The sequence below is a fragment of the Sphingobacterium ginsenosidimutans genome, assembly GCF_039536865.1.
Taxonomy (GTDB): Bacteria; Bacteroidota; Bacteroidia; order Sphingobacteriales; family Sphingobacteriaceae; genus Sphingobacterium; species Sphingobacterium detergens.
Genome location: NZ_BAAAZK010000002.1, coordinates 1098506 through 1120098 on the forward strand (window position 1 = coordinate 1098506; position 21593 = coordinate 1120098).

General features: G+C 39.5%; 21 protein-coding genes and 1 tRNA gene. 8 read left to right on the forward strand and 14 right to left on the reverse strand.

The window, feature by feature from the left end:
• Window position 1 precedes the first annotated feature (1 nt).
• The 3 genes from ABFX33_RS04510 to ABFX33_RS04520 form a co-directional block, all read right to left on the reverse strand.
• On the reverse strand, window positions 2-676 hold the full coding sequence (locus tag ABFX33_RS04510) for a hypothetical protein (protein WP_257089250.1): 675 nt from the start codon (window positions 674-676) through the stop codon (window positions 2-4).
• Between the two features lie 3 nt (window positions 677-679).
• Window positions 680-1948 (reverse strand): dihydroorotase, encoded by a 1269-nt coding sequence (locus tag ABFX33_RS04515; protein ID WP_346084515.1) that lies wholly within the window; start codon window positions 1946-1948, stop codon window positions 680-682.
• Window positions 1949-2163: 215 nt separating this feature from the next.
• The gene (locus ABFX33_RS04520; RefSeq protein ID WP_120258393.1) at window positions 2164-2733 is read right to left on the reverse strand and encodes a UbiX family flavin prenyltransferase; all 570 of its coding nucleotides are present in this window, start codon (window positions 2731-2733) and stop codon (window positions 2164-2166) included.
• A gap of 348 nt (window positions 2734-3081) precedes the next feature.
• Here ABFX33_RS04520 and ABFX33_RS04525 point away from each other — a divergent pair, with 348 nt between their 5' ends.
• A complete protein-coding gene (locus ABFX33_RS04525; RefSeq protein ID WP_346084516.1) occupies window positions 3082-3732 on the forward strand; it encodes an ankyrin repeat domain-containing protein in 651 nt (216 codons plus the stop codon).
• Here the strand turns inward: ABFX33_RS04525 and ABFX33_RS04530 are convergent.
• Together ABFX33_RS04530 and ribD are read right to left on the reverse strand one after the other, a co-directional pair.
• Window positions 3729-5012 carry a DUF2851 family protein gene (locus ABFX33_RS04530; protein WP_346084518.1) on the reverse strand — a complete coding sequence of 428 codons (1284 nt, stop codon included), beginning with the start codon at window positions 5010-5012 and terminating at the stop codon, window positions 3729-3731. The genes ABFX33_RS04525 and ABFX33_RS04530 overlap by 4 nt on opposite strands.
• A 71-nt stretch (window positions 5013-5083) precedes the next feature.
• A complete protein-coding gene (gene ribD, locus ABFX33_RS04535) occupies window positions 5084-6127 on the reverse strand; it encodes a bifunctional diaminohydroxyphosphoribosylaminopyrimidine deaminase/5-amino-6-(5-phosphoribosylamino)uracil reductase RibD (protein WP_346084519.1) in 1044 nt (347 codons plus the stop codon).
• A gap of 33 nt (window positions 6128-6160) precedes the next feature.
• Here ribD and prmC point away from each other — a divergent pair, with 33 nt between their 5' ends.
• The 5 genes from prmC (at window position 6161) to ABFX33_RS04560 (ending at window position 11251) form a co-directional block, all read left to right on the forward strand.
• Entirely contained in the window at window positions 6161-7021 is an 861-nt protein-coding gene (gene prmC / locus ABFX33_RS04540) for a peptide chain release factor N(5)-glutamine methyltransferase (protein WP_346084520.1), read from the forward strand.
• Between the two features lie 118 nt (window positions 7022-7139).
• Window positions 7140-7212: transfer RNA gene (locus tag ABFX33_RS04545), tRNA-Lys, on the forward strand.
• Between the two features lie 827 nt (window positions 7213-8039).
• Window positions 8040-9083: a LacI family DNA-binding transcriptional regulator gene (locus ABFX33_RS04550; protein WP_346084522.1), complete on the forward strand. Its 1044-nt coding sequence runs from the start codon at window positions 8040-8042 to the stop codon at window positions 9081-9083.
• A gap of 91 nt (window positions 9084-9174) precedes the next feature.
• Complete coding sequence (locus tag ABFX33_RS04555; RefSeq protein ID WP_346084523.1) at window positions 9175-10485, forward strand: Gfo/Idh/MocA family protein; 1311 nt, start codon at window positions 9175-9177, stop codon at window positions 10483-10485.
• A 13-nt stretch (window positions 10486-10498) separates the two neighbouring features.
• Window positions 10499-11251, forward strand: coding sequence for a 3-keto-disaccharide hydrolase (locus ABFX33_RS04560; protein ID WP_346084524.1), 753 nt, complete (start codon window positions 10499-10501; stop codon window positions 11249-11251).
• Window positions 11252-11356: 105 nt separating this feature from the next.
• On the opposite strand, the gene ABFX33_RS04565 is transcribed toward ABFX33_RS04560, so the two are convergent.
• From ABFX33_RS04565 to ABFX33_RS04580, 4 genes are read right to left on the reverse strand one after another with little or no spacing between them, the layout of a single operon-like run.
• Window positions 11357-12202, reverse strand: a complete 846-nt coding sequence (locus ABFX33_RS04565; protein WP_346084526.1) for a hypothetical protein — start codon at window positions 12200-12202, stop codon at window positions 11357-11359.
• Window positions 12199-12582, reverse strand: coding sequence for a GntR family transcriptional regulator (locus ABFX33_RS04570; protein WP_346084527.1), 384 nt, complete (start codon window positions 12580-12582; stop codon window positions 12199-12201). Before ABFX33_RS04570 ends, ABFX33_RS04565 begins: the two co-directional genes overlap by 4 nt.
• Window position 12583: 1 nt before the next feature.
• Window positions 12584-13399 carry a hypothetical protein gene (locus ABFX33_RS04575; protein WP_346084528.1) on the reverse strand — a complete coding sequence of 272 codons (816 nt, stop codon included), beginning with the start codon at window positions 13397-13399 and terminating at the stop codon, window positions 12584-12586.
• The gene (locus ABFX33_RS04580) at window positions 13383-14234 is read right to left on the reverse strand and encodes an ABC transporter ATP-binding protein (RefSeq protein ID WP_257089208.1); all 852 of its coding nucleotides are present in this window, start codon (window positions 14232-14234) and stop codon (window positions 13383-13385) included. Before ABFX33_RS04580 ends, ABFX33_RS04575 begins: the two co-directional genes overlap by 17 nt.
• A gap of 750 nt (window positions 14235-14984) precedes the next feature.
• On the opposite strand from ABFX33_RS04580, the gene ABFX33_RS04585 reads away from it, so the two are divergent.
• On the forward strand, window positions 14985-15458 hold the full coding sequence (locus tag ABFX33_RS04585; RefSeq protein WP_346084530.1) for a hypothetical protein: 474 nt from the start codon (window positions 14985-14987) through the stop codon (window positions 15456-15458).
• Here ABFX33_RS04585 and ABFX33_RS04590 read toward each other — a convergent pair whose 3' ends face one another.
• From ABFX33_RS04590 to ABFX33_RS04600, 3 genes are read right to left on the reverse strand one after another with little or no spacing between them, the layout of a single operon-like run.
• On the reverse strand, window positions 15459-16235 hold the full coding sequence (locus tag ABFX33_RS04590; RefSeq protein WP_346084531.1) for an enoyl-CoA hydratase/isomerase family protein: 777 nt from the start codon (window positions 16233-16235) through the stop codon (window positions 15459-15461). It lies immediately after the preceding gene.
• A gap of 9 nt (window positions 16236-16244) precedes the next feature.
• The gene (locus ABFX33_RS04595) at window positions 16245-17084 is read right to left on the reverse strand and encodes a hydroxymethylglutaryl-CoA lyase (protein ID WP_346084533.1); all 840 of its coding nucleotides are present in this window, start codon (window positions 17082-17084) and stop codon (window positions 16245-16247) included.
• 6 nt (window positions 17085-17090) lie between these two features.
• Window positions 17091-18239 (reverse strand): acyl-CoA dehydrogenase family protein, encoded by a 1149-nt coding sequence (locus ABFX33_RS04600; RefSeq protein WP_120258408.1) that lies wholly within the window; start codon window positions 18237-18239, stop codon window positions 17091-17093.
• Window positions 18240-18392: 153 nt separating this feature from the next.
• Here ABFX33_RS04600 and ABFX33_RS04605 point away from each other — a divergent pair, with 153 nt between their 5' ends.
• Window positions 18393-20000: an acyl-CoA carboxylase subunit beta gene (locus tag ABFX33_RS04605; RefSeq protein WP_346084534.1), complete on the forward strand. Its 1608-nt coding sequence runs from the start codon at window positions 18393-18395 to the stop codon at window positions 19998-20000.
• A gap of 210 nt (window positions 20001-20210) precedes the next feature.
• Here ABFX33_RS04605 and ABFX33_RS04610 read toward each other — a convergent pair whose 3' ends face one another.
• Window positions 20211-20870 carry a 3-oxoacid CoA-transferase subunit B gene (locus ABFX33_RS04610; protein ID WP_346084536.1) on the reverse strand — a complete coding sequence of 220 codons (660 nt, stop codon included), beginning with the start codon at window positions 20868-20870 and terminating at the stop codon, window positions 20211-20213.
• 3 nt (window positions 20871-20873) lie between these two features.
• The gene (locus ABFX33_RS04615) at window positions 20874-21575 is read right to left on the reverse strand and encodes a CoA transferase subunit A (protein ID WP_346084538.1); all 702 of its coding nucleotides are present in this window, start codon (window positions 21573-21575) and stop codon (window positions 20874-20876) included.
• Between the last annotated feature and the right edge of the window lie 18 nt (window positions 21576-21593).

Below are 21593 nucleotides of genomic sequence, written 5' to 3' on the forward strand. Positions count from 1 at the left end.
ATTATTTACTATAATAAGTACTAAGAACTTTGTATAGAGCCAAATCAAATGCTTTATTGCTTGACGCAGCAGTGTACTCCTCAAATTGCTTTTCATCTGGGTTCAATTCACCGAAGAAACTCATTACCGGATAGAACAATTCATAAACTTCGCTTCGAGGATTAATTCCCTTAGCCACTTTAGCAATTTCAGCATAGGGACTATCTACCAAAATCTGGTTAGCAATGATATCCTCATAAATTTCATGTTCATCTTGAAACTCATCTTCATCAACCAGTAAAAACTCTTTTAAGAAATCATCTAGTTCAGGCTCGATCTCGTCATCTTTGCATTCACCTAAATAAAGGAAAATATTCAGTAACTCCGTTCCACGGTCTATCGTTTCGTCTTCAATAGCCTCCCATTCTTCAGAATCCAAGTAGTCATCCTCAAGCTTGAGTACATCACTAGAAAAGAAATTCATCAATAATAAGTCGACATAGACTTCACGAAGTTCATCAAACAAAGGATAGTCGTCAAAAGACTGGTCTAGCAGCTCCAATTTTTCCAGATAGCTCGCATCTGTATTGAATACTTGGATCAGTTTCTCTAGAAATTCTGGGGCGGTGGAAATCCCATCAACCTTTCCATAATTTAAAACACCTGCCTCTACAGCAGCTTTTATATTTGCTTCCATGGTTTAATCGTTTTTAATGATTTGATTATTATTGATGACCAATTCGACAGCCCCCTTTAAAGTCTGCCCGAATAGTGGAGAATTTTTTGATTTGGATCTATTTGTCTTTTCATCGAAATTCCAAGATTTCGCAAGGTCAAACAAAACTAGATTTGCGGTAGCACCTTCCTTAATCTGCGGAATAGCAAGACCCAGAATTTGCCTTGGTCTTACAGCTAAACTGTTTACAATTTGCTCTTCGTTTAATCCGGCGCGAACTAACAGCGGTAATACTGTTTGTAATCCGATTATTCCGTTTTTAGCAATATGAAATTCCACATTTTTATATTCTATTTCCTGTGGAGTGTGTTGTGATACCACCGCATCTATTACACCATCCTTTATACCTTTTATCAACGCTTTCGCGTCAGCTTTGGTCCTTAATGGTGGGCTTACTTTATAGTTGCTATCAAAACCAACGATATCCTCATCCGTAAATACTAATTGATGTGCGGCTACATCACAAGTTACCCGAAGGCCCTTCGCTTTCGCTTTTTTAATTAAATCTACAGCTTCAGGTGTACTGATTGATGCAAAATGGATTGGAGCTTCTGTATATTCCGCTAGATAGAGATCACGGGAAACCATCAATGATTCCGCAAGGTTAGGAATTCCTTTCATTCCTAAATAAGTGCTCATTGTGCCCTCATTCATTTTATTCCCCCCTGCCATAGACTCATCTTCAGCATGTGAAAAGATCAGTCCTTCAAATCCTTTTGCATACAACAAAGCTCTACTCATTAATCCAGCTTGTTGTACACTCTTATTTCCATCACTGAATGCAACTGCACCATTTTGCTTCATATCGTACAGCTCAGCCATTTCTTTGCCTTCACGCTTCTTGCTAATAGCACCGATGGGATGTACATCGACAATATTTCCTTTCGCCGCATTAACGACAAGCGCCACCTCAGACCGACTTTGAATTGCGGGTTCAGTATTAGGCATCACTGCCACGGCGGTAAAACCTCCAGCAGCGGCGGCAGCCGTTCCTGTTCGGATATCTTCTTTTGTTTCCAAGCCCGGTTCCCCGAAATTGGCGTGTAAATCGAAAAATCCAGGCGATAGAACCTTACCTGTTCCATCGATTGTCTCTACGTTTTTATCAGCTACTTTGATGGTGTTTCCAATCTGTGCAATCTTCCCTTTTTCGATAAATACGTCAACAGTCTGCTGATGATATTCGTTACCCGGCAAAATTACTTTAACAGAAGTAATCAATAAGCTTTTCATATATGAATGTGATTGAAATTAATAGGATACAAATTGTCTGTTGAAGCATGTAGCGTGTTCCATGATGATAAACAAAAAACGAATTTATCACTATAAATTGTATAGCTATAAACAGATTTTTCGCGTGATGCTTTTGATTGCTTCATTTCGAGAAACAAAGTTACAAAATACAATTTTATTATAGAACACTAAAAATAGATTTCAGTGAACATTCACTAGGAATTTTCTCCCCACTGATAATGTTTAAAATCAAATCCCGCTAAACTTAGAATTCGATCGACCACAGTCTCAGCCAACTCCTCTAAAGTTTTTGGAAGGCTATAGAAAGATGGAGAAGCAGGACAAATAATTCCACCAGCTTCCGTAACCAGCTTCATATTCTGAATATGGATAATACTTAATGGTGTCTCCCGTGTAACCAAAATAAGCTTCCGTCTTTCCTTTAACATTACATCCGCTGCACGGGTAGTAAGATCTGAAGAAGTTCCATAAGCAATTCTTGATAAGGTTCCCATAGAACAAGGACAGACAATCATGGTGTCAAAACGCGCCGAACCCGATGCAAATGGTGCAAAAAAATCATTTTTATCGTAGAACTTGAAAGGCACATCTTGATAGCTCTCGTCTCCCAATTCGGCCCGCCACACATCCTTCGCATTATTAGACATCACAATACCGACCTCAGCTAGCTGAGATTTTAGTGAATTCAGTTTTTCCAGCAACAACTTCGCATATATAGAGCCACTCGCTCCTGTAATAGCAACAACAATCTTTCTTTTGGACATTTCCTTTAAATATAAAAACAAAGCTATAAAAAAAGGGTCGAAGTGAGAAACACCCGACCCTACATCTACCTATGAAAAACATGCCCTTGGGAGGGGCTTAACAAAAGTACATCTACTTTTTAATTTTCAAAAATATTATATGAATTACTACACATTTGTGTATATAAATTTTAAAAAAATGCCCATTTCAGCCCTTTTCCTATCCTAATTATTCTAAACATTTATATCCCCTACCATTTTCGCGTTATTAGTACCACGCTGATTTAGGAAATAAATTCGCTATTCAAACAGTTATTTTTCATTAATAAAACCTATTTTAGTAGAAGAGTTACGCAATTACATTTGAAAATGAATCTTTCTGTTTTAGAACAATATATTGAAGAAGGAAAAAGTCATGACATCGATCTATTATTGATCGGAAACCCTGAATTATTACAAGAGACAACCAGTCATGGCATTTCCCCTTTATTATTAGCATGCTATTATAACAAACCACAAATCATCCGGATACTTTTGCAACACACCAAATCGATGACCATCCATGAGGCCTGTGCAGCAGGATTAACCGCATACGTGGAAGCAATTATCCAACAGGCTCCATCTGTTGTCAACGAATGGTCTTCCCACGGTTTTACACCGTTGACACTCGCAACCTATTTCAACAAGGCTGATATCGTCCGTCTATTATTATCCAAAAAGGTAAACCCAAATGTTGCCAGCAGAAACGAACAGCTTGCTTCCCCCCTACATATTGCTGCATCAAATAATAATGAGGAAATCGGTAAAATGCTTATTGAAGCCGATGCCGATGTAAATGCAATCCAGGCAACAGGAGAAACTGCACTACATTTTGCTGCCCAACATGGTAATATCGACTTCATCGTAGCTTTATTGGAATTTGGTGCAGATACCCAAATTGTCAACCTAGCAGGATTTACGCCAGCAGACCTCGCTTTGGAAAAAGGATATAAAGAAATCGCCGAAATACTAGCAAATTAACCACTTCGCAAAATTTCGGCACCAATCCTACAATGAAGACATTGTTTCTTGTCGCAGTATAATTTCTTCAACTGTAATATTGCCTGGCTTTGAGAAGCATTTTCTGCAACCCATTCGAATTCTTCAAACCGTTTTATGATCGTATTTTTTTCGGCTGGTAGCGTCTCCATAAAGTGGATAGCTCTGTCGATATATTTCTCTATCCCATAATACTTCCCATAAGCAAAAAGAAAGAGCACTACCACATTAACAAGGAGGACATCAATGGTACCTTTTCCTATTTTCCCAGAATGTTCAATGGACGTCTTTCCGCCTAATGAAAAACGACACTTCCAGTATTCATTTAACGGGTCTATACAAAACAATGATCGTGCATCCGCCACATTCTCCAAGCTTAAAATCGTTGAAAGATTCAGTGATTTCTGACTAAACAATGCAACCAACTGCGCGATTCGAAGTTCGGGAAAATTATAAGGTCTCATTCTCAACTTTTTCCATCCCCCATTTACAATCGCAATTTCATGAACGCGCTGGTGATAGATAAACTCTTTATAGAGTAAATTAGCATATTTATCATCTCCTTCACCAGGCAGAAAGCCCCCCGTTCCAAAAAAAATCGCTTCGATCTTCAATATATCAGAACGATATTTATGCAATAAGGGCAAGGGAAGTTTCTCTCCAAGCTCATGAAATGTCTCTGCATTCACCTTTAGGCCCATGCACCTACACATCCAGATCCAGAAAACCTTCTCCCAATCATTTCCATGGTCAGCCAACAAACCAAAGATCACCTGAACTTTCATTTCCAAACGCTCATAAGATAAGGCATCCAACCACATCGTTTTCTTTAACGAATCAACTGAGCTCAGTTGCGACTGACAAGGAACCCAGTTTGTCGTATTCATCATCATCGAATACTTATCAAGTAAATGCGGATCTACACATTCCGAAAGCAAGATCGTCGGGATAACACTCCCATCCCTACGCTGTATGACTTTATCATTTACCCAAACAACATGAAGTATGACATTATTGTAAGCAGTATCATCCTGATGATGATGTCGATCCCAGTCCGACGAACGAATATGGATTTCAATATTTCCATACCATTCCTTGTCTCCAAGTCTGATATGAGCCATTAAAAAATCTGGCCCTGCGTTCAGGTTATGCTGACCAAGGTTTATCACAGTCAACGGCTCTCCATCACTAGATAACAATCCTATTGTATTGAATAGCCGTAGTTTCCAGATAAACTGCATTAAGTTTTCTGTAACCACCATAATTGTATTCTAAAAAATTAGATCCTGCAGATCAAAGGTTTATAATTTCCTAAATATACAATTTATTGGGATCATTTCACATAAACCACAAGCAAATCATTGGAAATCATTTGCTTTTCAAGAACCCTACCATTCAATTTTGGAGCAGGTACACCAGTATGCAATTCTGTCTCAGATTGAAATACCCGCGCTTCATCCCAGAGACCAGCATCAATAAATGTTTGTAAGGTCTTCGCTCCGCCTTCAATGATAATAGATTGCACATCCATCAGGTACAATTGATAAAGAATACTTTGTGGTAAATATAGACCATAGTTTTCAAGCTCAATATGTTTAATATGGCCTTGCCAGTCAGTTTTTTTTGCATTAAACACAATAGTATCAGCTTTTTCATCAAAAATCTTAGCCTCCGGTGAAATGACTAAATCTCGATCGATCAACACACGGATTGGATTTTTACCTTTCCAATGCCTAACGGTCAAACTGGGATTGTCAATCCGGGCAGTATTTGTTCCCACTAAAATTGCATCCTCTTCTGCGCGCCAACGATGAGTCAATTGTTGGCTAGCGGCGTTACTAATCCAAACCTGTTTATCCTCTTGACCTATTAAGCCATCTTTAGATTGGGCCCATTTTAAAATAACATAAGGGCGATGTTGGCTAATTCGTGTAAAAAAACGGCGGTTGAGCCAGATCGCTTCTTTCTCTAAAAGACCAATTTCAACCTCAATACCTGCCTCTTTTAATATTTCAATACCTTTCCCATTGACCTTTGCATAAGGATCCAAACAAGCCACAAAAACCTTCAGCGGTTTAAGATCAGCGATCATATTCGCACAAGGCGGTGTTTTACCATAATGTGCACAGGGCTCAAGGCTCACATAAAATGTACTTGCAGCCAATAATTCTTTTGCTGTATCACCATACCTGTCCAACACCTGACTTACGGCGTTAACTTCAGCATGAGGGCCTCCGTAAGGAGAAGTATACCCCTCGCCTATAATTTGGTCGTCATGAACGATAACTGCACCCACCATGGGGTTTGGGCTGACAGATCCTGCTCCTAGCTGAGCGAGATCCAAGCAGCGTTGCATATATTGCCTGTGCATATTCATAATGCAAATCTATGAAAATCGTACCTTTGACGCATGAGAATACTTCAAGATTTCGAATTAACGTTTCAACATGAATTAAATTCCATCTATGACAAGGACGAAATAAAGTCTATATTTTTACTTGTTGTGGAAGAACTATTGGGTATAAAAAGAATAGCATATCAATTGAAAAAAGGTGATTTCGTATCAGAAACGGAGGCTATTCGCTTTTTGGACATTGTTCAGGATCTCAAAAAAAACAGGCCTATTCAATATATTTTAAATAAGGCCGATTTTTATGGGGATTTTTTTGAAGTGAATGAATCTGTTCTGATACCGAGACAAGAAACAGAGGAACTTGTTGATTTGATCATAAAAAAACACGCTAGTTCATCCGGATTAAAGGTCATTGATATCGGAACTGGTTCGGGTTGCATCCCTATTATTTTATCAAAACACTTAAATCAGGCACATGTAACCACAGTAGACATTTCCAAAGAAGCCATCAATACCGCCAAAAAAAATGCGCTACGACTAGGGGAATCAATCCATTTCATCAATGCGGATATTTTAGAATGGGATTACGTCTTTTCAGACCAACAATACGACATTATCGTTTCCAATCCCCCCTATATCACGCCAAATGAAAAACAGTACATGCAACAGAACGTATTAGCTTACGAACCTGAGCTCGCTTTATTCATTGAAGAAAGTGCACCATTGATCTTTTATGATGTAATTTCCTCATTTGCATTAAAACATTTGGTACCTCATGGCGATCTTTATTTTGAGATTAATCAATATCTGGGACCGGAAACAAAGGAGCTCATAGAGAAAAAAGGTTTTCATCATGTTCAGCTTATCAAGGATATCAATGGTGCAAACAGGATACTTCATGCAAAAAAGAGAGGCTAGCAAAAAATAATCTTTTTATTTATTAGACAGTTACCGCCGATAAACCAAATTTTAAAACCAATAATTTGGAGCATATAGAAAGAAATTATACCTTTGCATCACTTTCAAAAACAGAAAGGATTCCGTAGCTCAGCTGGTAGAGCAATACACTTTTAATGTATGGGTCCTGGGTTCGAATCCCAGCGGGATCACTAAGAAAAAAGCTAATCGCAAGATTAGCTTTTTTTGTTTAAGAACATAAGGATTCGAAAGAAGGGTCGGCCGGGTTCGATCCTACGGAGGCTCAAGAATGTACTCGGGAACTGTGGGACTGAGCCAATCCCAGCGGGATCACTAAGAGAAAAGCTAATCGCAAGATTAGCTTTTCTTGTTTAAGGATATAAGGATTCGAAAGAAGGGCCTGACCAATTAGATCCGTCGAATATCCTACAAGGCACACAGAAACTGTGGGACTCAGCTATTCGCGAGATATATTGAAAACTATTTGCAGTTTAAATTGTCGTTATTATATAGAAAACAAATAATTAATACGATCCATTATGAAAAAAATAGTGCCTTTCTCCTTAATGTCAAGTACGCTTTTATTAATGACAAGCTGCTCTGTGATAGAGAGTATTTTTAAAGCCGGTGTTTGGACAGGTATACTCATTGTTGTAGTTGTCGTTGCGCTTGTCATCTGGCTAATCAGCAAGCTTTTCGGCGGGTCCAAATAATGCATGGGATCTGGCAACTTTCATGAAAATTGAAAGATGCCAGATCCTATGTTCATGCCCGCGTCGCTCTCCTTTTCCCTAGCCCGTCCCCGTCAACTTCGGTAAATAAGCCTTTTTGCATTGAATTACCGCCGCTTTTTGAAAACCCCATTTGAAAACCTCTTTTTTATGTTATCTTTATAATTTAATAATTCATCATCTGAATACAATTAAACCTGCGAAGCAGCATTCATAAAAATAACGCATACCCTATTCTACAGCGAATAGCGGATGAATAATGATAAGAAATGGAGAGGAAAGAGAACATGAAAAGAATTACCTTAAAAGAGATTGGAAAGCAATTAAACCTTTCACCGGGGACCATTTCCAAGGCGCTTAATGATAGTCATGAAATCAGTGCGGAAACAAAAAAAATGATTCTAGCTTACACGCAGAAGATTAACTATATTCCAAACTTTTCAGCCAAAAGCTTAAAAACTGGACGCTCAAATACACTGGCTATTATTGTCCCTTTTATTTCAAGCTCTTTCTTCTTCGATTTCTACGAAGAAATCTCCCTGATATTATCCCAAACAAATTACCAGTTAATCTTACTCCAGACGTTCAACGATGAAAAAAAGGAAAAAGAAGCACTGGAACTCTGCGTACAAAGTAATATCGATGGTATCATCATTTCACCCGTAAAAAATGACTCCAGTTTATCCCTGTTGATGTATATCATGGAGCAGATATGCCCAATCATTATTTTTGACCGAATAAATCATCAACTTGACACCTTTAAAATCGGCATACAAAACAACAAGGTAATCTATCAAGCTACAGAAGAAATGATAAAAAATGGCCGTAAAAATATCATTTTACTACTTTGTAAAGATATCGGAGGGAATGCCAGCAGGATTAAGGGGTACAAAGATGCACTATTCAACTGTTCGATTCCTTATAACGAACAAAATATTGTGGAAATATCTTATTCAAGTCCCAAAGATGATATTGATGAAGAGCTCGAAAGAAAAATAAGCAGCTTATTAAGCACCCCCCAGCCCCCAGATGCACTTCTATCGACCACGGACACTTTATCATTAAAGGTCTTACATATATTAAATAAGTTAGCCGTAAAGATTCCAGAAAACATGAATTTAATCGGCTTCAGCAACACACCTTTTGCGAATAGCTTAAACCCGTCCTTGACAACTATTACCCAACCAACACGTCTTATGGCCGATCGATCTGTAGAACTGTTATTAGAGATGTTAAAAAATAGAAATAAAAAAAATTATTTCGAATTTGAAACTTACTTTTTAGACTGTAAAATAGAACATCGAAAATCAACTTCCGTATCTCGTGAATAGGCAGTATCCTTTTTTAGACCAATATGAAACAAACGTTACATCATTTAACAACTTAACACCATTATATTCATTTATAAACATTAAATACAATATGTCATTCAATTCCGATAACCATCCAGGAAACAACTCAAGGAGATCATTCCTAAAAAAATCCAGCATCATTGCCCTCGGAAGCTCCCTCCCAACCTCTTCGTTGTTCTCCTTTACCAACCAATCAAAAGATCAAATCATTAAAGTAGGACTTATTGGCTGCGGCGGCAGAGGCACGGGCGCAGCGATCCAAGCTCTACAAGCCGATCCAAATTGTCAAATTACGGCTATGGCAGACGTTTTCCAGGACCGCATGGACCAATCCTATGCCGCTTTGATGGAAGTTCGCCCAAAACAGGTAAAAATTGACAAAAACAACAAGTTCTTAGGTTTCGATGCCTTCGAAAAAGTAATCAATAGTGATGTAGACGTGGTATTGTTAACCTCTCCGCCGGCTTTTAGGCCACTGCATTTAAAAGCTGCTGTTAACGCAAAAAAACATATCTTCTGTGAAAAACCTATGGCCGTTGACGTACCAGGGCTACAGAGTGTATTACAGTCGGTAAAAAAAGCAAAAGAATTAAACTTATCACTTGTTTCTGGCTTCTGTTTCCGTTATGATCTTCCAAACCGAGCTACATTTACTAAAGTGTTAGAAGGAGCAATAGGCCAGGTAAGATCAGTTAGTACATTTCGCTATGGTGGCGAAGCGACCTATATCGACCCACGTCCAGAATGGAATAAAATGACCCAACAAATGAGAAACTGGTTTTATTACAACTGGCTTTCAGGTGATTTTATCGTAGAACAAGCAGTACACAGTTTAGATATGATGTCTTGGGCCATGGGTGACGTTATGCCTATTTCAGCGATGGGTACAGGCGGCAGACAAGTCCGTGTAGATTCAAAATATGGGAATATCTACGACCATTTTGCGATAGAATTTAAGTATGCAAATGGAGCTATCGGAACACACTTCTGTCGACAACAAGCTGGAGCCACCCCTAGAAACTCAGTAAGCATGTTAGGATCAGAAGGTGCGGCCGAAGTCATCATCGGCGGAAAACATACAATAACTGGAAAAATGGACTGGAATTACACCGGAGCAAAAAACAATATGTACCAAACGCAACATGATGAGTTGTTTGCGGCAATCAGAAGTAACAAACCGATCAATGATGGCGAGTGGATGACCAACAGCACATTACTGGCTATTTGGGCACGCATGGCAGGCTATACAGGTCAAAACCTAACCTTTGATCAAGTAATAAATTCGAAAGAAAGTCTTGGGCCGGAGTTATCGTCTTATAATTGGGAACTTAACATAGACGGACCTCTTATTGCTACACCTGGAAAGACAAAGTTTAGCTAACCTCCAAAACCTTATGAAAAGACTTATTTATTCTATTTTCAGCATTTTATTGCTTAATAATAGTAACCTCCTAGCCCAAAACAATACCTTATTTAATTTTGGCCAGGAAATCCAATGGGACGATTGGGTAGTAAACAAGAAGAACGCAGAAAAAATTCACTGGATTAATGTCAATACAGACCCTGAAACATGGCGTATCGAAAAGGGGAATCTCATTTGCAAGGGAAAACCAATAGGTGTAGTACGCTCTTCAAAACAGTACGAAAACTTTATTATCCATGTCGAATGGAACCATCAATACGCTGGTGGTAATTCAGGAATCTTCGTTTGGTCAGATGCCAAACCTGATCCATCCGGCAGGCTACCTGGTGGCGTAGAAGTACAAATGCTCGAATTGGACTGGGTAAATCAGAATCATATTGATGGCAAACAAGCACCAATTGCCTACGTGCATGGCGAACTATTTGGTGTCGGTGGTGTTACCACAATACCGGACACCCCCCGTGGTACACGTAGCAAATCCATAGAAAACAGAGCTAAGGGGAAAGGCGAATGGAACAAATACACAATCATATGTGTTGACGGCACGATCAAATTAGCTGTCAACGGGAAATTTGTCAACGGAATACGCAATTCAACTGTAAAAAAAGGTTACCTCTGCCTCGAATCTGAAGGATCGGAGATTCATTTCCGCAATTTTAAACTGATAGCACTGGAACCTGGCGTCACAACTGATCAACAGGTCGCAGCGCTTATTAACCCATAGATCAGGATATACCAAAAAGCTCAAAATTCAAACAATTGGAATTTTGAGCTTTTACAAAATAAATACCCTTCAAAAGACCTTAACAAACAAAATCAGTGCGGAAGACTATTTGATCAGATTACGCAATGCATGCACTGGCAAATCAATTTTTGTATCGTTCGACAAACGTCCTTTCAATGTATTCCATTGCAAGCTATCCAGCCGGACAGAAGAAACACCTTCGGTTTTGATATCCAAAACATCGACCCTAGACTTATCCCCTTTTCTATTAAAATAGACCTGCGAATTCTTAACAAGAATATCAGCAGTCTTGTAATCAACTCGAGGCAACCCTAGATTGGTGTTGGTGACATCAACCCGTAAATGACTGACGGGTGCTGTATTTTTGTCGTCACGGGACCCAAAATCATCTATATGCGAATTTGTCAAAACCAAATTAAGCGTATTGATGGCCGTTTCTCCACTTAAAGAAAAATTCTCAACACTGTCACCAACAATAGTGAATTCATCAAGCTTTGCAGAAAACTCGTTCACATCTGCTTTCTTTAATTTTAAGAATTTCAAATCCGGTGTAAAAATATAGACTGACTTATAATACTTATCACCACCCTCCAAAAAATCCAGCACAAGAAAACCATCGGCATCTACATTTACCTTTACAAAATCCGCCTGGCTCTTATTCACCTTCAGCATAAACTTATCACTTTTCACCACATATAAATTGATCCCCCTGGCATCTGAACCAAGGATCTGTAGTTTATCAAATTTACCTACAGGAAATGACCGAAAATAAACATCTGCCGCACCAGGGTTTGACACCTCCTTTTCTACATTTTTATGATAAACGTTTGCATCTAACCTATTGATCCGAACCAAATAAGAGGCCACCAATGTCGGAACAACAAAAAGGAATATTGCGAGCCCTATCAATAATTTAGTACTTAATTTCATGATTCATTTTGATTAAAATTCTGTTCAACAAACTGTCTGTAACGTTGCTCCAATTCAGGTAAACCGATTTCCAATAAATAAATATTCCGAAAGAACAATGGAAGATCCTCTTCCAAAAAAACCGTCTTCCGGTAAGATTTAACATTCCGGACAGAATCCCCGGTCAAGAAAAAACCGATTCCGCGTTTATTCGCGATAATCTCCTTCTGTTGCAGCATATCATAGGTCCTCATAACTGTATTCGGATTCACCTCCAATTGAACTGCCAGCTCCCGCACCGAGGGCAACTTGTCGTTCGTTTTCCAGGTTTCCATTAAAATATGATCACATACATATTCCGCAATCTGTAGATAAATCGCTTTGTTGGCATTAAATTCCATATTAAATCTCCTTCTCTTTTAACCTTAAAAAGGCAATCCCCCAGAATATCAATGTGAGCGCTATTCCTGTCACTGTAATTAGCCCAAAGATGTGATTTGAATCTGACCAATAATTATCATCCATGCGCCCCACTGTATTTTCCGTTTGTGTTTTCATGAGATACACAAAAAAAGACATCCAGACCACGCAATAAAGCAACAGTGAGATCGCGGTCTTAATATATTGATAGCTCTTAAAAACAATCCCCCCCAGTAAAAATATGGCATTTAATAGGACAGGTAAAAAACAGGCATAATACGCGCCGCTCGGATAATCCACGGTAAAAAAATATTGCCAGAACTCCACCGTAACCTGTTCACCAAGTTCATTCACCTCCGTTCTAATGGAAGGACCAAAACCTCGCAAATAGGAAATGAAGGCTAGATCGATCAGATAATAGATCAGTAGATATGAGCTGATCCCAATGATCACTGTATAGAAAATAGCGACCAGAAATTTCTCCAACTGCGAAGCAGGTATCATCAATTCAAAAATAGCTTTTGTCTTACGTCCAAGATCAGCAAAATAACTGCTCGAGATCACAGTCACAAAAAACAATCCCAATACACAGAATAAAGGTGATCTAAAATTCAATATCGAATAAACATTGGCAAAATCATGCTGAAGATGATCATAATTAGTCCCCACATTGAAAGCATAAAAACAAAAGATTACGCCTGCGATTACACCTATTGACATCAGATATATTCGTCCAAAACCGACCCATTGCCTACGGATCAGTGCAAAAAAACGTGTAGTATTAAACAGGTCTGACATATTCATCGACTTTAATGAGATTTGTAATTTTTTCCTTTTGCTGTAACACCGCATTGAACAACAACTCCAGATCCAGTTTGGAATCTTCCACCAGTGTATTTGGAAGAATCACATTGAAACCTCCAAGCGCCTCCTCCGCATGCAGCACATCAAAAGATAGTTCCTTCATCTTTTTAAAACAGAGCTTATCAGTAATCAGGTTAACAGGTGCATTCAGCGCTACCTTATGCTCATCAAGTAAAATGACCGCATCAATCAGATTATCCAGATCACGTACCTGATGGGTTGAGATAATTACACAACGGTCGTCTGTGATGGCCGAAGCCATAATTTTACGAAACTGCGCCTTAGAAGGAATATCTAGCCCATTCGTTGGTTCATCCATAATGATAATTTTCGTATTGGAAGCCAAACCGAAGGAAATAATGTATTTCTTTTTCTGACCATAGCTCATCTCCGCCAATTTTTGTTCTACCGGAATTTCAAATTCTTTGATCAAGCGATAAAAATGTTCCCGGTCAAAATTGGGATAAAACCCAGCATTGGCTTTTAAAAATTGTTCTGATTTTACCGCAGGCAAATAAAACTCCTCCGGAATAAAACTGATCTCCCGCAACAAAGAGGGCTCCCTTCGAGTTGGGTTGTGTCCCAAGACTTCAACCACCCCCGATACTGGATACACTAAGCCGGCAATATTTTTGAGCAAGGTAGACTTACCCGCGCCGTTCTTTCCAAGTAATCCATAGATATGCCCCTGCTTCAAAGTGAGGTCCATTTGAAGAAAGAGTGGCCTGGACTTACTATAACTAAAATTTAGATTTTGGATAGTAATCATACTACTGTATTATTTAATTAATACACTAATATAGATACTAATTCTCGATGTTTCCAAAAAATATTTAAAAAAAAATAAATCTGTAGCCCCTATTTTAAAGGCTATAGGCTCGCGAGATCTGCACCTTATATAATAACTAAGAATCAGTAAAAACAGAAAACAATAAGTTTATATAAAAATCATATATACACTGATAAAAAGATCATTAAATAAATGAATTATGAAATTCATAATGAAAAAATAAGATCAGAACGCACTATTTTCGCACCTATCTAAAACCGCCGCAACACAAAAAACTTAAAATTAGCACCTTGAGAGCACTTTTTTAATCCAACGAAGCGAGAGGTAAAGCAACTAGCAAAAAACCTCTCAAATCGCTTAAAAAACATAAAAAACCACACATTACGCACCCCAATCACCAAAGTAAATTAAAATTGGAATCCGCCACCATACTTTTTGAGCTAATTTCCCTATACAATCTAGCCAAAAACCGCGTTTGCAGCACTCAGAAACCAATTAACCTTAAGTTAATACCGGACATATGTAGATTTTAAATAATTAATAATCAAAACACTACAAACACTACATAAACAAAAAAATAACATTAAATTCAAGCCTCATTTTTATCATCTTCTCATTCGACGATAGAACTCAGTAATCATTTTTAACCCGAATCTGCTTCGCAGTTGTCACAATAATCAGCTGACTGAAGTGTTTTTTAATGTATTTTATGTTCATCTTTGTATCGCTATGACTTCTATTTACGCCTTTATTTTAGCTTTACACTCCACCTGGCGATGGATTGTTTTGATCATTCTTATAGTTAGTTTATTACGTTTTGCCTATCAACAAAAGAATAGACTCCCCTTCACCCCTACCGATAATTTCTTAAAAAAGGCGGTCATTATTGCTTTTTATATGCAAGCATTAATGGGTATCATACTCTATATATTAAGTCCGATCACACAATATTTTCTGACACATTTTAAAACAGCTGTACACTTACGACAGATCCGTTTTTTCGGAATGGAGCATAGCAGCATGATGATTCTCGCAGCAATCATTTTGCTCATTGGAAGTCTAAAAAGCAAAAACGCCGATACAGATGATCGACGTTTTAAAATTTTACTCATTTGGTTTGGTCTTGCTTTATTGATCGTATTAAGTTCTATTCCCTGGGAATTTTCTCCTTTGACCAGTAGACCAAGTTTCCGTTCTTTTTGATCAGCGATTCTTCCACTCTCCCTTTCGTTTATCACGCATTGCCGCCATCCCTTCTTTGAAGTCGGCTGTCTGACGAAGTTTAGCAAGCTCATCCAAAAGAAACGCATATTTATCCACCAACGAATTTTCTTTCAATTTGCGAAGCGCCCCAAAACCCTTTGCGATAGCCAAGGGTGCATTCTCTACAATAGCTCTTTTCAATGCATCTAATTCGGCCTCCTCTGGTTCCAAAATCGCATAAAGCAACTCCTTTTCCAGTGCCTCTTCTGCCGAGAAAGACCGACCTTGAATACAAAGATCCATTGCCTTCCGTTCGGGCATATACTCCAGGAGCAACGCCAATACCTGAAAAGGAAAAAGGCCGATCTTCACTTCCGGTAACGAAAATCGCACCTGCGGCAGGGCAAACAAATAAGTGCAGGATAGGGCAATTAAAAACCCTCCCGCAATCACATCGCCCCGAACAACACATATCGACGGTTTATCTAAATTAGCAAACAGTTCGGCCAGCGATTTCTCGACCTTGGGAATCCGAGGATTAGCCTCATCAACCAACGGATCTTCAAAAGCTTTCAGATCCATCCCGGCACAAAATACGGGCCCTTCAGCTTCAACCTGTATCAAACGAATCTCTGGATCCGCATTAGCCACTGCCAAAGCATAGGCAATCTCACTCACCATGGTCGGACTAAAAGCATTCCTTTTCTCCGATCGCGCCAGCGTCAATATAAACACATGCTGTTCGCGTTGTACCTTTATGAAATTCAGTTTTTCCATTTATTCTATCTACAAGATCATCTGCCTAAAGCTCTCCTCCAGGGCCATCTTCTCCATCAAACTCCCCCTATCAAAAAGATCCAGCAAAATTTCTGACGGAATATTTCCAACCAAATCATCTTTGGCAAATGGACATCCACCATAACCCAATAATGCCCCTTCAAACTTACGGCAGCCTGCATCGTAGGCAGCCTGAACCTTTGCAAGACTATCTTCCCGCCTGGCATGAAAATGCGCCCCTACAGCGAGCTGCGGATATCGCGTCCGGACAAGACCAAAGAGGTCGGCAATCTGCCCAACACTCGCCTCTGAAGTAGTATCCGCCAAAGAAAATTCGGCTATACCAAGCTGCATCAATCGATCGATCCATTCTTCAACCAGATCTACTGACCATGGATCACCATATGGATTACCAAAAGCCATGCTAATATACACGACCAATGCCTTACCATAGGTATCAGCCAAGGTTTTCATTTCCTTCAATTGCTGATAAGAATCATCCAGCCCCCTATTCGTATTGCGCAACTGAAAGGTTTCTGATATAGAAAACGGATAACCTATAAAATCTATTTTTTCCTCTTGAACAGCCTCTTGAACACCTCTCAGATTGGCGACAATTGCCAATAGCTTTACCCGATCATTCTTCAAAACGCCATTTAGGACTTCTTTTGTGTCAGCCAATTGCGGAACCGCCTTTGGAGAAACAAACGAACCAAAATCAATCACATCAAATAAGCCACTTTCTATCAACGCATTGATATGTTTGACCTTTTTGTCTGTTGCAATAAAATTATGCAGCCCCTGAATGGCATCTCGTGGACAATCGACCAATACAACCTGATCTTTCATATTATACTATAAAATATCTTTTTCAATTTCGCGCGCAATCACCATCTTCTGAATACTGGATGTTCCCTCGCCTATTGTACATAGTTTGGCATCACGAAAGAACTTTTCAGCAGGATAATCTTTTGTAAAACCATATCCACCAAAAATCTGTACAGATTCATTTGAAACACTTACTGCCGCCTCAGAAGCATACAGTTTGGCCATTGCGCCAATTTTGGATACGCGTTCCCCATGATCTTTGAGATACCCCGCCTGACGGGTCAATAGCTCACTCGCCTCTACTTGGGTAGCCATATCTGCCAAGGCAAACGAAACCGCCTGAAAATCATAAATCTTCTTCCCAAACTGCTCTCTTTCATGTGCATATTTTAACGCACATTCATAAGCACCACGTGCAATACCCAAAGAAAGGGCTGCAATGGAGATTCTTCCGCCATCCAAAAGCTTTAGAGCCTGCACAAATCCTTGACCTTCCTCACCGATGAGCTGGTCACGATGAATCCTACAGTTATCAAAAAATAAGCATGCAGTCTCCGAAGCACGCATGCCTAATTTATTTTCTTTTTTTCCTGCAGTAAACCCTGGCGTATCCTTTTCGACAATAAAGGCGGACATTCCTTTTTTATCACCCTTTTGCCCCGTCCGGGCGATCACAACAGCGACACTCGAACTAATGGCATGTGTAATAAAATTCTTCGAACCATTCAGCACATAATAATCTCCATCCCTTTCGGCAAAGGTGGTCATACCACCGGCATCCGAGCCTGAACCAGTCTCTGTGAGGCCCCAAGCACCAATCCATTCCGCAGTAGCTAATTTCGGAAGATAGCGTTTCTTCTGTTCTTCATTAGCAAAACTCAAAATATGATTGGTACATAATGAGTTATGTGCCGCCACCGAAAGTCCGATCGATCCACAAACTTTGGAGATTTCATCCAGTACGGTGATATACTCCTGATAACCTAGGCCCGAACCTCCGTATTCCTCGGGAACGATAACGCCCATGAAACCGTGTTCACCTAATTTTTTAAAAACTTCTATTGGAAATATTTGGGCTTCATCCCATTCCATCACATAAGGTTTGATATGATACTGTGCAAAATCTCGTGCACTCTGTCTGATCATATCCATTTGTTGTTTATTTTCAATAAACATAAGCATGAATATTAAATTTACAATCGGTAATACAATTCAAATATATCAAAATATTTAGGAATAAAATTGCAAATATTTTAAAATTTTATTTTAAATTTATCTAAAAATAAGAAATTCTTAATCATATCGCTTTTTAAACCAGAATTATAAACTATGAAGGAGCTGCTCGCATTACTTCGCCAAAAAAGAGAAAATTTAAAACTCGGTGGTGGCATCGATAAAATCAAAAAATTGAAAGAGAAAGGTAAGCTGTCGGCATGGGAAAGAATAGCATACTTACTGGATCCAGACCGGGAGTACCTCGAAATAGGTATGTTTGCTGGAGAGGGCATGTATACAGAACATGGAGGCTGTACCAATGCCGGTTGTGCAGCGGTATTGGGTTATGTTAAATCCAAACTTTGTGTTATCGTTTCCAATGATGCCACAGTAAAAGCTGGAGCCTGGTTTCCGATCTCGGCAAAGAAAAATCTTCGTGCACAGGAGATCGCGATGGAAAACAATCTTCCAATAATATATCTGGTGGATTCCGCCGGTGTTTTTTTACCGATGCAAGATGAAATCTTCCCCGACAAAGAACACTTTGGACGGATATTCCGTAATAATGCCCGCATGTCCTCCATGGGCATTCCGCAGATTGCCGCGATTATGGGCAGCTGTGTCGCAGGCGGAGCCTACTTACCCATCATGTCGGACTATGCTTTCATTGTCGAAGGTACAGGATCTGTATTCCTAGCTGGCCCTTATTTGGTTAAATCAGCTATTGGGGAAACTGTGGATGCCGAAACACTCGGTGGCGCTTCCACACATTCTGAAATATCAGGTGTCACAGACAACAAATTCCCCGACGACCAAAGTTGCCTCACAGCAATTAAAAACGTAATTGACAAAATCGGTGGGAATGCAAAAGCAAATTTCAATCGCAAAGAAAGCCTGCCTCCAAAAACAGACCCCGAAAAAATTGCAGAAATCCTTCCGGAAGATCGAACCAAACCTTACCGCATGCAAGACATCCTCGAAGCGATTGTTGACGCAGAAACACTGGAGGAGTATAAACCCGATTACGGCAAAACCATTGTATGCGCGCTTGCACGTGTAGATGGATGGGCTGTGGGTATCGTCGCCAATCAACGGGAAATCATTAAAGCAAAGAAACCTGGTAATGCAATGGAAATGCAAATGGGTGGCGTTATCTATAGTGACTCTGCAGACAAAGCTGCACGCTTTATCATGAACTGCAACCAACAAAACATTCCGCTTGTCTTCTTTCAGGATGTCACTGGATTTATGGTCGGCAGCCGATCCGAACAAGGTGGAATTATTAAAGATGGCGCCAAAATGGTCAATGCAATGGCAAATTCCGTCGTACCCAAATTTACATTCATCGTAGGAAATAGCTACGGAGCGGGAAATTATGCGATGTGCGGTAAGGCCTATGATCCTCGGTTGATCTATGCTTGGCCAAGCGCCCAGATGGCCGTCATGAGCGGCGCCGCAGCTGGTAAAACGCTATTTCAGATCCAGGAATCAGCACTAAAAGCCAAAGGAAAGGAAATCAATGAAGAAGAAAAGAATATACTATTGAAATCCATTGAAGACCGATATAATGAGCAGCTAAGTCCCTATTATGCCGCTGCCCGACTTTGGGTAGATGGAATTATTGCCCCTGATGAAACCAGAAAAGTCATCAGCATGGGAATTGAAGCCGCTAATGAAAAGCCCATTGTCGAACGATACAATGTTGGGGTAATTCAGGTATAAATATAATACGAAAAACGTCCACACGACAATAACTGCCTCAGTAATAAAAAAGCGCTCCTGTATCGCATGATACAGGGGCGCTTTATTTAAAGGGTTCCACGAACCTTTTATTGTTTATACCTTGGCCATATTTTACTGATGATTTCAAATTCAGTCAGCCCCCACTTTGGTTGCTACGCTACAAATCCATTTATTTGTAACTTTTCTTACTTAAAAAACCATTTCGGGTATATTTTCATCGGCAATTAATTTTCCAGCGGTTGCAGTTCTTATTTCCTCAACACTTACACCTGGAGCTCTTTCTAAAAGCTGGAAACCTCCCTCTGGTAGAATTTCGTAAACGCCTAATTCAGTGACAATTTTTTTTATGCACTTTACACCTGTTAATGGAAGTGTGCATTCTGCGAGGAGTTTACTTTCACCACTTTTATTAACTTGTTGCATGGCAACGATAATATTTTTGGCCGAGGCGACAAGGTCCATGGCGCCGCCCATTCCTTTTACCATTTTTCCAGGGATTTTCCAATTAGCAATATCGCCACTTTCGGAAACTTCCATGGCACCTAAAATGGTTAAATCTACTTTTTGGGCTCTAATCATCCCAAAACTTAGCGCTGAATCGAAAGTTGCAGACCCCGGCAATGTGGTAATGGTTTGCTTACCCGCATTAATCAAATCTGGATCTTCGCTGCCTTCGATAGGAAAAGGTCCCATCCCCAGAAGCCCGTTCTCGGATTGCAAAACCACATTAACCCCTTCTGGAATGTAATTGGCCACCAAAGTTGGAATTCCGATACCTAGGTTAACATAACTATTATTTTTAATTTCTTTTGCAATACGTTTTGCAATTTGTTCTTTAGATAATGCCATAATTTAGTTTTTAGGTCTTACGGTTCTTTGCTCGATTCTCTTTTCGTAATGTTCTCCCTGGAAAATTCTGTGAACATAAATTCCTGGAGTATGAATTTCATCTGGATTTAGCTCACCAACCTCTACCAGTTCTTCAACTTCGGCAATGGTTATTTTACCAGCCATAGCCATTACAGGATTAAAGTTTCTAGCGGTAGAACGATAGATAAGATTGCCTGCTTTGTCGCCTTTCCATGCTTTAACAATAGCAAAATCGGCATCGAAAGCATATTCCAAAAGATAATCTTTGCCTTTAAAGTTTCTCACTTCTTTGCCCTCACCTACTTCGGTCCCAACGCCTGCCGGTGTATAAATGGCTGGCATTCCGTATCCTGCAGCCATACAACGTGTCGCCAAAGTGCCTTGCGGGATTAGTTCTACTTCCAATTCGCCGCTTAGAAGCTGCCTTTCGAATTCGGCATTTTCGCCAACGTAAGATGAAATCATTTTTTTGATTTGCTTTTTTTGTAAAAGTAAGCCTAAACCAAAATCATCAACACCCGCATTATTAGAAATACAGGTTAAATCTTTCACTTCTTTTTTTACCAGCTCGGCAATAGAATTTTCGGGAATGCCGCAAAGCCCGAAGCCACCTAACATTATGGTCATTCCGTCTTCGATGCCATTGCAGGCTTCTTGTACATTTTTTACTGTTTTATCTATCATTATTAGCGTTATTGGATT